Source organism: Pseudoalteromonas sp. NS-SX12, assembly GCF_057367955.1.
Map to the genome: position 1 here is coordinate 1,308,028 of NZ_CM170634.1, position 12,174 is coordinate 1,320,201.

Annotated in this window: 14 protein-coding genes; 12 read left to right on the plus strand and 2 right to left on the minus strand. The window is 40.0% G+C overall.

The window, feature by feature from the left end:
• The first annotated feature begins 29 nt into the window (after positions 1 to 29).
• The 9 genes from AC2IOM_RS06175 to AC2IOM_RS06215 all read left to right on the plus strand — a co-directional run bounded on the left by AC2IOM_RS06175 (position 30) and on the right by AC2IOM_RS06215 (position 9,019).
• Entirely contained in the window at positions 30 to 1,109 is a 1,080-nt protein-coding gene (locus AC2IOM_RS06175; RefSeq protein ID WP_100914204.1) for a pilus assembly protein PilM, read from the plus strand.
• Positions 1,097 to 1,663, plus strand: a complete 567-nt coding sequence (locus tag AC2IOM_RS06180; RefSeq protein ID WP_100914203.1) for a PilN domain-containing protein — start codon at positions 1,097 to 1,099, stop codon at positions 1,661 to 1,663. Before AC2IOM_RS06175 ends, AC2IOM_RS06180 begins: the two co-directional genes overlap by 13 nt.
• Positions 1,660 to 2,265 (plus strand): type IV pilus inner membrane component PilO, encoded by a 606-nt coding sequence (locus AC2IOM_RS06185; RefSeq protein ID WP_100914202.1) that lies wholly within the window; start codon positions 1,660 to 1,662, stop codon positions 2,263 to 2,265. The genes AC2IOM_RS06180 and AC2IOM_RS06185 overlap by 4 nt, the downstream gene beginning before the upstream one ends.
• Positions 2,262 to 2,795: a pilus assembly protein PilP gene (locus AC2IOM_RS06190; protein WP_138629370.1), complete on the plus strand. Its 534-nt coding sequence runs from the start codon at positions 2,262 to 2,264 to the stop codon at positions 2,793 to 2,795. The genes AC2IOM_RS06185 and AC2IOM_RS06190 overlap by 4 nt, the downstream gene beginning before the upstream one ends.
• The gene (locus AC2IOM_RS06195) at positions 2,782 to 4,866 is read left to right on the plus strand and encodes a type IV pilus secretin PilQ (RefSeq protein WP_486359425.1); all 2,085 of its coding nucleotides are present in this window, start codon (positions 2,782 to 2,784) and stop codon (positions 4,864 to 4,866) included. Before AC2IOM_RS06190 ends, AC2IOM_RS06195 begins: the two co-directional genes overlap by 14 nt.
• A gap of 142 nt (positions 4,867 to 5,008) precedes the next feature.
• On the plus strand, positions 5,009 to 5,527 hold the full coding sequence (gene aroK, locus AC2IOM_RS06200) for a shikimate kinase AroK (protein WP_010562137.1): 519 nt from the start codon (positions 5,009 to 5,011) through the stop codon (positions 5,525 to 5,527).
• Positions 5,528 to 5,545: 18 nt separating this feature from the next.
• Positions 5,546 to 6,625, plus strand: coding sequence for a 3-dehydroquinate synthase (aroB, locus tag AC2IOM_RS06205; RefSeq protein WP_486359426.1), 1,080 nt, complete (start codon positions 5,546 to 5,548; stop codon positions 6,623 to 6,625).
• A complete protein-coding gene (locus tag AC2IOM_RS06210; RefSeq protein WP_486359427.1) occupies positions 6,615 to 8,105 on the plus strand; it encodes an AAA family ATPase in 1,491 nt (496 codons plus the stop codon). Before aroB ends, AC2IOM_RS06210 begins: the two co-directional genes overlap by 11 nt.
• 77 nt (positions 8,106 to 8,182) lie before the next feature.
• Entirely contained in the window at positions 8,183 to 9,019 is an 837-nt protein-coding gene (locus AC2IOM_RS06215; protein WP_010562134.1) for a Dam family site-specific DNA-(adenine-N6)-methyltransferase, read from the plus strand.
• Here AC2IOM_RS06215 and AC2IOM_RS06220 read toward each other — a convergent pair.
• Positions 9,016 to 9,186: a DUF2970 domain-containing protein gene (locus tag AC2IOM_RS06220; protein ID WP_082428583.1), complete on the minus strand. Its 171-nt coding sequence runs from the start codon at positions 9,184 to 9,186 to the stop codon at positions 9,016 to 9,018. The genes AC2IOM_RS06215 and AC2IOM_RS06220 overlap by 4 nt on opposite strands.
• An 11-nt stretch (positions 9,187 to 9,197) precedes the next feature.
• Complete coding sequence (locus AC2IOM_RS06225; RefSeq protein WP_157813513.1) at positions 9,198 to 9,509, minus strand: hypothetical protein; 312 nt, start codon at positions 9,507 to 9,509, stop codon at positions 9,198 to 9,200.
• Positions 9,510 to 9,738: 229 nt separating this feature from the next.
• Between AC2IOM_RS06225 and rpe the strand changes: the two genes are divergently transcribed.
• The 3 genes from rpe (at position 9,739) to AC2IOM_RS06240 (ending at position 12,164) form a co-directional block, all read left to right on the plus strand.
• Positions 9,739 to 10,413 carry a ribulose-phosphate 3-epimerase gene (gene rpe / locus AC2IOM_RS06230; protein WP_486359428.1) on the plus strand — a complete coding sequence of 225 codons (675 nt, stop codon included), beginning with the start codon at positions 9,739 to 9,741 and terminating at the stop codon, positions 10,411 to 10,413.
• 96 nt (positions 10,414 to 10,509) lie between these two features.
• On the plus strand, positions 10,510 to 11,514 hold the full coding sequence (gene trpS / locus AC2IOM_RS06235) for a tryptophan--tRNA ligase (protein WP_010562130.1): 1,005 nt from the start codon (positions 10,510 to 10,512) through the stop codon (positions 11,512 to 11,514).
• 65 nt (positions 11,515 to 11,579) lie between these two features.
• Positions 11,580 to 12,164, plus strand: coding sequence for an anthranilate synthase component II (locus tag AC2IOM_RS06240; RefSeq protein ID WP_486359429.1), 585 nt, complete (start codon positions 11,580 to 11,582; stop codon positions 12,162 to 12,164).
• Positions 12,165 to 12,174: the final 10 nt, after the last annotated feature.

A 12,174-nucleotide genomic window follows, 5' to 3' on the forward strand; every position in this document is an offset into this window, starting at 1 on the left:
TTATAAAAAAAAGGATTAGCGTTAGGTTTATGATAGGTCAACTGTTTAAAAAACCACAGCCTCTGATGGTTGGTATTGATATTGGCTCTCACTCGGTTAAAGCCGTGCTATTAAGCCAGAAAGACACTCATTATCGACTTGAAGCGTTTGCTGTCGAGCCAATGCCTAAAGGGGCAATGGCAGAAAGGACGATCCAAGATATTGAAGCTGTTGGTCGTGTAATCAATAAAATTCGTAAAAAACTCCCCAAAAACATTTCAGAAGCGGCAACTGCAGTATCTGGTCAGGCGGTTATCACGAAAGTTATTTTTATGGATGTAGCCTTAACGGATGCTGAATTAGAATCTCAAATAGAAATTGAAGCGGACAGCTTAATTCCTTATCCACTTGATGAAGTGAGTTTAGATTTTGAAAAGCTTGACGTAAACGATGCTGATCCATCAAAAGTAAACGTATTGCTTTCAGCTGCGCGTACTGAAAGTGTTGAAGCGCGTGCTGGAGCCGTTGAGTCAGGTGGTTTTGTTCCTAAAGTTGTTGATGTTGAAGCGTATGCGTTAAGTCGTAACCTCGAATTGTGCTACGACTTCCTGCCAGAAGACGCTGCAAATAAGGTGGTTGCCTTTATTGATGTAGGTGCAACGATGACGCTTATTAGCGTAACGCAGAATGGTGAGACACTTTATACCCGAGATCAGGTTTTTGGTGGTGAACAATATACGCAAAGTATTGTTTCTTACTATAATAAGAGTTTCGATGAAGCGGAACTTGCAAAAACGTCAGGTGACTTACCACCAAACTATACGTTTGAAGTATTAGCACCGTTCCAAACATCATTTCTGCAACAGGTTCGTCGTGCTATTCAAATGTTCTTAACCACAAGTGGCAAAGACCAAGTTGATTATATTGTATTATCTGGTGGTACCTCGTTAATCTCTGGCTTAGATAAGCTACTGATTGATGAGTTAGGTATTCATTCTGTCATTATGAACCCATTTGAGAAGATGGAGCTAGCACCTGGCGTAGACCGTGAATCTTTAGAGAAGAACCAAGCACAGTTAGCAGTAGCGACGGGCTTAGCACTAAGGAGTTTTTCACCATGCCACATATAAACCTCTTGGCGTGGCGTGATGCGTCGCGCAAGGAAGCACAAAAGCAGTTTGTTACGATTCTTGTGCTCGTTGTTATTGTTGCGTTTGGTAGTATGTTTGCACTAAGTATGTTCTATGGTGCATTAAAAGATGGCCAAAATGTTCGTAATAACTTTCTTACTTCAGAAATAGCGCTACTGGATCAGCGAATTAAAGACATTCGAGAACTAGATAAACGAAAAGCTAGCTTGCAACAGCGTATGCGCCTTATCGAAGAGCTACAGAGTAACCGAAATCTAGGTACGCAGATTATGGATGAAGTTGCATTGGTAGTTCCGTCGGGTGTTTATCTAACAAGCTTAGAACGTCGCGACCGTGCACTTCAGATTGTTGGTAAAAGTGAATCTCATAACCGTGTATCTGCAATGTTACGTAAGCTTGAAGAGTCATATTTATTTGAAGATGCAATTATGCAAGTAATTGAAGCAGGCGACCAAGAACTGCGTTTGCTTAACGACTTTAATCTAAGGTTTAGAGTTAAGCCGTTTGAAGAAATTAGCGAGGTTCAAAAATGAATATCGATTTAAAATCGCTAAATGAAATCGACTTAGATGAATTAGACCTAGAAAATATAGGTAGCTGGCCGCTTGCTGTTAAGGTAATTGTTTGTTGTATCGCTGCAGGCTTAGTCGCATTCTTTACATATTCAATGATGGTTTCAAGTGAAATTGAAGCATATGAACAAGCGCAGCAAAAAGAGCAAGAATTACGGACGACTTATCGTCAAAAGTATGACGTAGCTAGTAAGTTAGAAATTTATCGTCAACAAATGGTTGAAATGGAAGAGAAGTTTTCACAGCTTTTGAAGCGTCTTCCTACTTCAAGTGAAACACCTGGCTTAATTGAAGATTTATCTTACATTGGAACATCAAGCGGTTTAACGTTCCACAAAGTTGAATGGATGCCAGAGATCGAAAAAGAGTTCTACACTGAGTTACCAATTAAAATTGAAGTGGTAGGTAGTTACCATGATTTTGGTGAGTTTGTAAGTAAAGTAGCTGAGTTACCTCGTATTATCAGCTTACATGACTTCACAATTGAAGGTGGAGAACAGCAAGAGCAGTTAGAGTTTAGCGTTGTTGCTAAGACCTACCGCTACGAAGGGGAGCGCGAATGAAAAAATTAGCTATTTTAGCTTTGCCTCTAATTCTTAGTGGCTGCTTTGATGATTTAACGGAACAACAAGAATTTATTAATCAGGTGCGTGCTAATACTAATAATAACGTAGAGCCAATTCCTGAAATTAAGAACTTTAACCACTTTGCTTACACTGCCAGCGAAAAGCGAAGCCCTTTTGTAGCACCAAAACCAGAGGTAATTCAGGATCGATTATTGCAAGTTCAAAACTGCTTGCACCCTGACCCTCGTCGTAGAAAAGAAGCGTTGGAGCGTTTCCCGTTAGAAAATCTACAAATGCGTGGCACAATTGGCTCAACAACAGAGCTGTTAGCACTTATTACAGCTCCTGATAACTCATTGCATGAAATTGGTGTTGGTGAGCGAATGGGACTATTTAATGGCAAGGTAACTCAGGTACAAAATGGCTTTATTGAGCTGCTAGAATTAATACCTGATGGTGCAGGATGTTGGAAAGAACGCCTGACGAAAGTGGAAATCGTGGAGGCAGGTAGCAATGCGTCAAGTTAATAATAAAGGGTTTAATAATATGCGATTAGCAGTAGGTCTACTTCGTAAAGGCTTTTCAACTTTACTAGCAGCAGGTTTATTGGTGCTTTCATTTGGGGCGTCGGCAGTCCCTCTGCTATATGATGTGCGCTATAACCCATTACTCGATGGCGAAACAGAAATCGAATTCGTATTTGATGAAGAAATTTATGTAGAGCCAAAAATTCAGGTGTTTTCAGAACCTGCACGTATCGAACTCTTTTTCGATGAAGCTGACTTTGAGGAAAACTTAACAGAAGTTTTGATCAACAAAGCCGGTGTTAAGCGTGTTACTCATGCATTTGAGAATGATGGTTTTAAAGTAACTGTATTTTTAGATTATCTGAAAATTTATCAAACACGCGTAGACAAGAATCTTTTCTACTTACATGTAAGCGATAACCCAACGCAAGATGTAGCGGAAACTTCAGCAGTTGAAGATAGCTCAAGTTATATCAACAAAATTCAAGCAATTGATTTTCGTCGCGGTGAAAGTGGTGAAGCTCGCGTTATGATTTTCTTACAAGAAAATATGGCAGCTATCGATGTAAGCGAAAAGGCGGGTAAAATTGTTGCTGAGTTCCATAATACCGACATTCTTGATGATCTTCTTTATCAGTTAGATGTAATGGATTTTGGTACGGTAGTTAGCACTGTTGAAACATTTAAAGATGGTATTAATAGTCGTATTGTTATCGATACAACAACTGGCTTTGATTATAACTACCAACAATTGGATAACATCTTCACATTAACTGTTGAAAAAGATGAATCAAAGCGCAGCTTCTTAGGTGACGGTAAAGATTACCAAGGTAAGCCGATGTCGCTTAACTTCCAGGATATTTCTATTCGCCAAGTACTACAAATTATTGCGCAGTATAACAACTTTAACTTAGTAACGAGTGATTCAGTAGAAGGTAACATTACACTGCGTTTAGATGGTGTGCCTTGGGACCAAGCGCTTGATGTAGTGCTTCGTATGAAGGGCCTTGATAAGCGTATGGATGGTTCAATCTTAATGGTTGCACCAACAGAAGAGCTGGCTTCTCGTGAAGCTCGAGAGTTAGAAGTGAAACAGAAAGTTGCTGAGTTAGAGCCGCTCTATAGTGAGTATATTCAGTTAAATTACGCAAAGGCAAAAGATTTCTCTGAACTGCTTAAGTTTGAAGGTAACAGTATTTTATCAAGCCGTGGTTCTGTTTCGGTGGATGAGCGTACAAATACACTTTTAATTAAAGATACTGCTACTAGCATCGAAAGTGTTCGCCGCATGATTGAGAATTTAGATATTCCTGTTAAGCAGGTTAAAATTGAATCTCGCATGGTAACCGTACGTGATAATGTACAAGAAGACTTAGGTATTCGCTGGGGTTTTAGTGATCAGCAAAACTCTGATGGCGTTTCAGGTACGCTTGAAGGGGCTAATAGCATCGGTAATGGTATTATTCCAGCGTTAAGCGATCGCTTGAACGTTAACTTACCAATTGCTAACCCAGCAGGTAGTATTGGTATTCATGTAGCTAAGCTTGCAGATGGCACACTAATTGATTTAGAACTATCAGCACTTGAACAAGAAAATAAAGCGGAAATCATTGCAAGCCCAAGTATTACTACGGCAAACCAAAAAGAAGCACGCATTGAACAAGGTACTGAAATTCCTTACGTTCAAGCAGCTTCAAGTGGTGCAACAACGGTTGAGTTTAAAAAAGCAGTATTAAGCTTAGAAGTAACGCCACAAATTACACCTGATGATAAGATTATCTTAGATCTTGTTATCACTCAGGATACGCGTGGTGATACGGTGCAAACACCAACAGGGCCAGCTGTGGCGATTGATACGCAAGAAATCCGTACACAAGTACTTGTTGATAATGGCCAAACCATTGTGTTGGGTGGTATTTATCAGCAGCAGATTGTGAGTAACACTAAGAAAGTTCCTCTGTTAGGTGATATTCCTTACCTTGGTTACTTGTTCCAATCAAATAGTGAATTTAACGAGAAGAAAGAGTTGCTTATCTTTGTAACTCCTAAAATTCTTAATGATTCTTTGTAATTAAAAAGGGCTGAATAGCCCTTTTTAATGTATAACACTTGAAAACCTTGCCTGTTTGTTGAGATAATCCCAGCCTTACTTTTGGGGACCAGCTAATAAGCGGGGTTTTTTTCAATTTTAGAGTTCGTTTGTACTAAAAGATATGGCTGAAAAACGTAATATATTTCTAGTGGGCCCAATGGGCGCAGGTAAAAGCACTATTGGTCGTCACCTTGCAGACCAACTTCATTTAGAGTTTTTTGACTCAGACCAAGAGATCGAGCGTCGCACTGGTGCGGATATCGCTTGGGTTTTTGATATTGAAGGTGAAGAAGGGTTTCGTCGCAGAGAAGAATCTGTTATTTCCGACTTAACAGAAAAGCAAGGGATCGTACTAGCAACAGGCGGTGGCTCTATTATTAGTAAAGATGTACGTAATAAGTTATCTGCTCGTGGTATTGTTGTTTACTTAGAGACACCAATTGAGAAACAACTAGCGCGTACACAACGCGATAAGAAACGTCCGTTGCTTCAAACTGAAGAAGCGCCTAAAGATGTGTTAGTTCGTCTTGCTGATGAGCGTAACCCTCTTTACGTTGAAGTTTCAGATTTTGTTGTTCGTACTGATGAACAAAGTGCAAAAGTAGTTGCTAATCAAATTATCGAAAAGATAAATTTCTAAATATAAAAGGGGATGCGCATGCTTGAATTATCAGTTAATTTGGGTGAGCGCAGCTACCCGATTTATATTGCACAAAACAATCTTACCGACAGTCCAAATTTATCCAATATTTTGGCAGGTCGTAAAGTGGTGATTGTTTCAAATGAAACAATCGCTCCTATCTATCTAGATAAATTTACATCCCAATTACCAAATAATGACTTTCTCTCTTGCATCATTCCCGATGGTGAGCAATTTAAATCTTTAGAATACTTCGAATTCATTAATCGCTTTCTGTTAGAGCATAATTGTGGCCGTGATACTTGCCTTATAGCGCTTGGCGGAGGTGTGATTGGTGATCTTACTGGTTTTGTCGCTGCATGTTACCAGCGTGGAATTGATTTTATCCAAGTACCAACCACACTACTTTCACAGGTGGATTCATCGGTTGGCGGGAAAACAGCGGTTAATCACCCACTCGGTAAAAATATGATTGGTGCATTTTACCAACCAAAAGCTGTTTATATCGATAACAATACACTTAATACGTTACCAAGCAGAGAGTTTGCTGCAGGTATCGCAGAAGTGATTAAATATGGGTTAATTTACGATGTTGATTTCTTTAAATACATTGAAGATAACGTCGCTGAAATAAAAGCGCATAACTCGGAACAATTAAGCCAAATTATTTATCGCTGCTGTGAAATAAAAGCCGAAATCGTTGCGCAAGATGAAAAAGAAGCAGGTTTACGTGCATTGCTAAACCTTGGTCATACTTTTGGTCACGCAATTGAAGCTGAGATGGGATATGGTAACTGGTTACACGGCGAAGCAGTTGCAACTGGTATGGTTTTAGCATCCCAATTAGCATATCAAAGAGGCAAGCTATCAGAGGCGGAATTGAAACGTATTGTAAATTTGATTGCAGAATTTGAATTGCCGGTTAGCGCACCAGTGTCAATGTCGTGTGATGATTTTGTAAAACACATGGTTAAAGACAAGAAAAATAAGCAAGGCGTTATTCGATTCATTATTCCAAGCAAGTTTGGTGCCTGCGAGTTAGTTGATGATGTAACTCAGCAAGAGCTAGAAGAGTTATTTAAGCTGCATGCAAACTAAAATATTGCCCAGTAGGCAAGCACTTGTTGATCGAATTGAACTGCAGTTTGCCTACGGTAATAATTTTATCTGTCTCATTTCAGAGGTAGGACTTGGAAAAAGCTACCTTGCTGAGACATTCATTTCCGAAAAGTTTACAGAGCATAACAAGGCTTATGTTAAAGCAACGCGCAGTGCGCAAGACAGACATCTAATCGGGCAAATTCTTGAACAAAGCTTTTCAAATCCATTGATTGATTATGATCTGACTATAGCTGAAAACTTTATCGGGTTAACAGGCGAATCGATAGAGCCACTGCTGATTGTTATTGATGATGCTCATTTTATCAGTGATGATTTTGCAAATGAACTATTCCAACTAACCGAGTCTTACCAAGGTCAGATTCGCATTCTATTAACTGCAACAAGACAGCTTCCAGTGGCTGAAGCGATTAACATGCACATTGAAGCATTAGATCAGGTTGAAAGTCTAACCCTGATGAAAATGTATTTTAGTGATTTACCAAGTGTTGATGAACCTATTTTTAAAGCGTTTATTGAAGCTTCTAATGGTAATCCTCAGCTACTATTAGCTTGGAAAAAAGATAACACCGAGTTGCAGGTAGCGATGCAAAAACGCAGTAGGCAGTATAAAGTCTACCTTTTGTTAATTTGCATATTAATATTGATTGGATTGTTAATTTCCTTAGCTTTGTACTTTTTTGATAAAAAGAATATACAAACTACTTCAGTTAACAATCAACCGACAACTGCAATTACTATTGAAGATGTTTCGTCATCTAAACCTGTTGACTTAACAGCTAAACTCGACAAAGCTTCTGGTCAGCCAGAGCAGCAGCCAGAGCAGCAGCCAGAGCAGCAGCCAGAGCAGCAGCCAGAGCAGCAGCCAGAGCAGCAGCCAGAGCAGCAGCCAGAGCAGCAGCCAGAGCAGCAGCCAGAGCAGCAGCCAGAGCAGCAGCCAGAGCAGCAGCCAGAGCAGCAGCCAGAGCAGCAGCCAGAGCAGCAGCCAGAGCAGCAGCCAGAGCAGCAGCCAGAGCAGCAGCCAGAGCAGCAGCCAGAGCAGCAGCCAGAGCAGCAGCCAGAGCAGCAGCCAGAGCAGCAGCCAGAGCAGCAGCCAGAGCAGCAGCCAGAGCAGCAGCCAGAGCAGCAGCCAGAGCAGCAGCCAGAGCAGCAACCAAAAAACTTGACCGGTAACGAGTGGTTTATTGCACAGCCAGCAAATTATTTTACAATTCAGCTTATGGTGGTGCGTGATCTAGAAGTGATATCACAAACAGTTGAAAACCTGAATTTAGATAACACACATATATTTGAAATAAAGAGCAATCAAGCGAGTCTAAATGGTTTAACCTATGGCTTATATAGCTCAATGGCAAAAGCACAAAAAGCGAGAGCAGAGCTACCAGCAACGCTTTTAAACCAGGGCGCGTTTGTCAAATCAGTAGGTAAAATTCAACAGCAAATTCAAGCAAATAACTAAAGCCATAGTTTACTAGTGTGAGCTAGTGTAGAATAGCTGCCCTCGACGTGAATTATAAACAATAAATACCAGCTAGCATGAACAAAAAAACACGCGCATTTTTAAAATGGGCAGGCGGCAAATACAGTTTAGTTGAAGAGCTTTCTAAGCGCTTACCAACAGCAGATACGTTAGTTGAGCCTTTTGTTGGTGCTGGTTCTGTTTTCCTAAATACGCAATTTAAGCATTATATTTTGAATGATATTAATGCAGATCTCATCAATCTCTATAATGAATTAAAAGATAATCCAGATGAGTTTATTGCCGATGCGCGGAAATTGTTTGTTGATGTAAATAATGATGCTGATGTTTACTATGAGTATCGTAAACAATTCAATGCGTCATCAGATGCCTATGAGCGTGCGATTCTATTTTTATATATGAATCGTCACGGCTATAACGGTCTTTGCCGTTACAATAAAAAAGGCATATTCAATGTACCATTTGGCAAATATAAACGCCCCTATTTCCCTGAAAATGAATTGTATTTTTTTGCAGAAAAAGCGCAGCAAGCGACCTTTACGTGCTTAAATTACGAAGAAGTATTTCAAGCTATTCCGGAAAATGCGGTTATTTATTGTGATCCTCCTTATGTTCCGTTAAGTAAAACTGCGTCATTTACTAGTTATGCTAAAGGCGGTTTTGATCTAGACGATCAAGCTAACCTTGCTAACTTGGCTGAAAGTCAGGCGTTTAACCAAGGTAATTCCGTTTTAATCTCTAACCATGACACGTTATGGACACGTAAAATTTACGCGCAAGCGAGCCTTGATGTGATCCAAGTAAAACGCACAATTAGTCCGAAAGGAAATAAGCGTAATAAAGTGGGTGAATTAATGGCGTTATACAAAGCTGACGTGGACTACGAGATTTAACTAACAACCAGCTGAACAACAAACGTAATTGTTAAAACAAAGGCGACTGTTAGTACAATGCCAAGCACAATTAAGTATCTTACCGATAAGTTTTTGAAGTGATGATGTTGTCGCTTGCTACTCTGTACGCCAAATAATGCAGCTAAAACGGCTTGTAAATACTGCATTATAACGCTCCTTATCTTATGTGCGTTGAATAATTCGCTTGTGCTTCTTTTTTGCCTGACTCAAGCAGTTCAAGTAAGTCTAGATAATGAAATTGAGAACTGCGACTTTTTCCAATGAACCAAGAAAACCAGCTTTGATTCGCGGCTCGAGCTTGGCAGCTACCAGTTGGGAAATATTCAGTACTCGCGACTTGGAGTTTTGAAGGGCAATTACAGCCGTGTGATGTAGTGTTACCTTTTGCAATTAATGAATACGAAGCTGCAGAAAACACCGTAATAGTTGTTGCCAACACCGTGTGTTTTATCCATTTGCTAAACATCATGTTCTGCCTCTTCCTATTAGTAACATGACTAAAGCTTAACCAAGTTTTAGGGACAAAACAACGGTAATTTAACGCAAAATACAACTACTCCATCTCAAATTATGTTATAAATGTTAACCATTTGTAAAGATGAATTTTAAGAAAAAATAGGTTACAGTATGTGCTGCTTGTAATTGAGCAATTCTTTCTTCCCGTTCAATGTGTTAACAAAAAAATTTGAGGTAGTGTTATGTCGCAGTATTTAATTGCACCTTCTATTCTGTCAGCTGATTTCGCGCGTCTAGGTGAAGAAGTCGACAATGTTTTAAAAGCTGGTGCTGATGTAGTGCATTTCGATGTGATGGATAATCACTACGTACCCAATTTAACAATTGGACCAATGGTGTGTAAGGCACTACGTGATTATGGAATTGAAGCACCGATTGATGTGCATTTAATGGTAAAGCCAGTTGATACACTTATTCCAATGTTTGCCGATGCAGGTGCAAGCATAATTACATTCCACCCAGAAGCAAGTGAGCATGTAGACCGTACACTTTCATTAATCAAAGAGCATGGGTGCAAAGCAGGCTTAGTACTAAACCCAGCAACACCGCTAAGTTGTCTAGAATACGTTATGGATAAACTAGACGTTATTTTATTAATGTCAGTTAACCCAGGTTTCGGTGGGCAAAAATTTATTCCAAATACGCTTGATAAGCTGCGCGCAGTTCGCAAGTTGATCGATCAATCTGGCTACGATATTCGTTTAGAAATTGATGGTGGTGTAAATGTGAATAATATCGCTGAAATTGCAGAGGCGGGCGCAGACATGTTCGTTGCAGGTTCGGCAATTTTCAATCAGCCTGACTACAAGCACGTAATCGATCAAATGCATGAACAACTGTCTCACGTAAAATCTTAAAAAATGTGAAATTCAGGTCGACAAATGCTTGCTTCCAATCTTGAAGCATTTAAAATTGTCGGCCTTATTTGTAAATTAAATTAGTAAAGGAAAATCATGACAAAGCCTGTAGTGTTAAGTGGCATTCAGCCCACCGGCGGTATGACAATTGGTAATTATATCGGTGCCATTAACCAGTGGCTTAAATTACAAGAAGATCATGATTGTTACTTTATGCTGGTTGATTTGCATGCGCTTACTGTTCGTCAAGAACCTGAAGTGTTAAAGCAACGTGTATTAGATGGTATTGCGCTTTATGCTGCGTGTGGCATTGATCCTGAAAAATCAGCGCTATTTGTCCAATCACAAGTACCAGAGCATGCACAGCTTAGCTGGGTGTTAAACTGTTATGCACAAATGGGTGAGCTTAATCGCATGACGCAGTTTAAAGATAAGTCAGCTAAAAATGCGAATAACATTAATGTTGGCCTATTTAGTTACCCAGTATTACAAGCTGCAGATATTTTGCTGTATCAAGCGGATCAGGTGCCAGTGGGTGAAGATCAAAAGCAGCATTTAGAATTAACGCGCGATATCGCAACACGCTTTAACAATTTATATGGCGACGTATTTAAAATTCCAGAGCCATACATTCCAGAATTTGGCGCGCGCGTGATGAGCCTGCAAGATCCAACTAAGAAAATGTCAAAGTCTGATGATAATCCAAATGGTTACATCATGTTATTAGATGAACCTAAAAAGATCGAGAAGAAGCTTAAGAAAGCCGTTACCGATTCAGACGAGCAAGCACGCATTTATTTTGACCCGCAAGAGAAAGCCGGCGTTTCAAACTTATTAACCTTGCTTTCTGTGGCAACTGGCAAATCGATTGAAGAGCTTGTGCCAGCGTACGAAGATAAAATGTACGGCCACCTGAAAAAAGACACAGCTGAAGCTGTGGTTAGTATGATTGAGCCGATTCAAACGCGTTTTAAAGAAATTCGTGAAGACCAAACATTGCTTAACAGCATTATGAAATCTGGTGCTGAAAAAGCGGGTGCGCGTGCAGAAGCAACGCTTAAATCGGTTTACAATGCGTTAGGTATGATCCCACGCCCATAATCTTGGCCACATAATGCCAAACAAGAGCCAGGTTTAGCCTGGCTTTTCTATACATAGGTGCATCCATGTTGTTAATGATCGATAACTACGATTCGTTTACTTATAACTTAGTGCAGTACTTCCAGCGCCTTGATGTTGATGTGAAAGTGGTGCGCAATGATGAGCTCTCAGTTTCTGAAATAGCCAAGTTAAAACCGCAATATATTGTTATTTCACCTGGCCCATGCTCGCCAAACGAAGCTGGGATTTCGCTTGATGTTGTGCATCAACTAAAAGGCCAGCTGCCAATACTCGGAATTTGCCTTGGTCATCAAACGATCGCGCAAGCGTTAGGTGCGAATGTGGTGCGAGCAAAACAAGTAATGCATGGTAAAACATCAAAAATAATCCATACTAATCAAGGTGTATTCACTAATTTGCCAAACCCATTGGAGGTTTGCCGCTATCACTCTTTAGTTGTTGAAAAGCAAAGTTTACCAACAGAGTTAAATGTTACGGCGTGGAGCGTGGATGCAGATGGACAACAAGACGAAATAATGGGTCTCAAGAATGAGAACTTGGCTTTAGAAGGGGTTCAATTTCACCCTGAAGCCATTTTAACGCAATCTGGATTAGCACTACTAAACAACTTTATAACTACGTATCGGTAATCGTTTTTTA

Excerpts from the sequence above, each read along its gene's own strand:
- AC2IOM_RS06175 (WP_100914204.1), top strand. The coding sequence starts at position 30 with ATGATAGGTCAACTGTTTAAAAAACCACAGCCTCTGATGGTTGGTATT.
- AC2IOM_RS06225 (WP_157813513.1), bottom strand. The coding sequence starts at position 9,509 with ATGATGTTTAGCAAATGGATAAAACACACGGTGTTGGCAACAACTATT.
- AC2IOM_RS06195 (WP_486359425.1), top strand. The coding sequence starts at position 2,782 with ATGCGTCAAGTTAATAATAAAGGGTTTAATAATATGCGATTAGCAGTA.
- aroB (WP_486359426.1), top strand. The coding sequence starts at position 5,546 with ATGCTTGAATTATCAGTTAATTTGGGTGAGCGCAGCTACCCGATTTAT.
- AC2IOM_RS06180 (WP_100914203.1), top strand. The coding sequence starts at position 1,097 with ATGCCACATATAAACCTCTTGGCGTGGCGTGATGCGTCGCGCAAGGAA.
- AC2IOM_RS06210 (WP_486359427.1), top strand. The coding sequence starts at position 6,615 with ATGCAAACTAAAATATTGCCCAGTAGGCAAGCACTTGTTGATCGAATT.
- AC2IOM_RS06190 (WP_138629370.1), top strand. The coding sequence starts at position 2,262 with ATGAAAAAATTAGCTATTTTAGCTTTGCCTCTAATTCTTAGTGGCTGC.
- AC2IOM_RS06220 (WP_082428583.1), bottom strand. The coding sequence starts at position 9,186 with ATGCAGTATTTACAAGCCGTTTTAGCTGCATTATTTGGCGTACAGAGT.
- AC2IOM_RS06185 (WP_100914202.1), top strand. The coding sequence starts at position 1,660 with ATGAATATCGATTTAAAATCGCTAAATGAAATCGACTTAGATGAATTA.
- aroK (WP_010562137.1), top strand. The coding sequence starts at position 5,009 with ATGGCTGAAAAACGTAATATATTTCTAGTGGGCCCAATGGGCGCAGGT.
- rpe (WP_486359428.1), top strand. The coding sequence starts at position 9,739 with ATGTCGCAGTATTTAATTGCACCTTCTATTCTGTCAGCTGATTTCGCG.
- AC2IOM_RS06215 (WP_010562134.1), top strand. The coding sequence starts at position 8,183 with ATGAACAAAAAAACACGCGCATTTTTAAAATGGGCAGGCGGCAAATAC.
- AC2IOM_RS06240 (WP_486359429.1), top strand. The coding sequence starts at position 11,580 with ATGTTGTTAATGATCGATAACTACGATTCGTTTACTTATAACTTAGTG.
- trpS (WP_010562130.1), top strand. The coding sequence starts at position 10,510 with ATGACAAAGCCTGTAGTGTTAAGTGGCATTCAGCCCACCGGCGGTATG.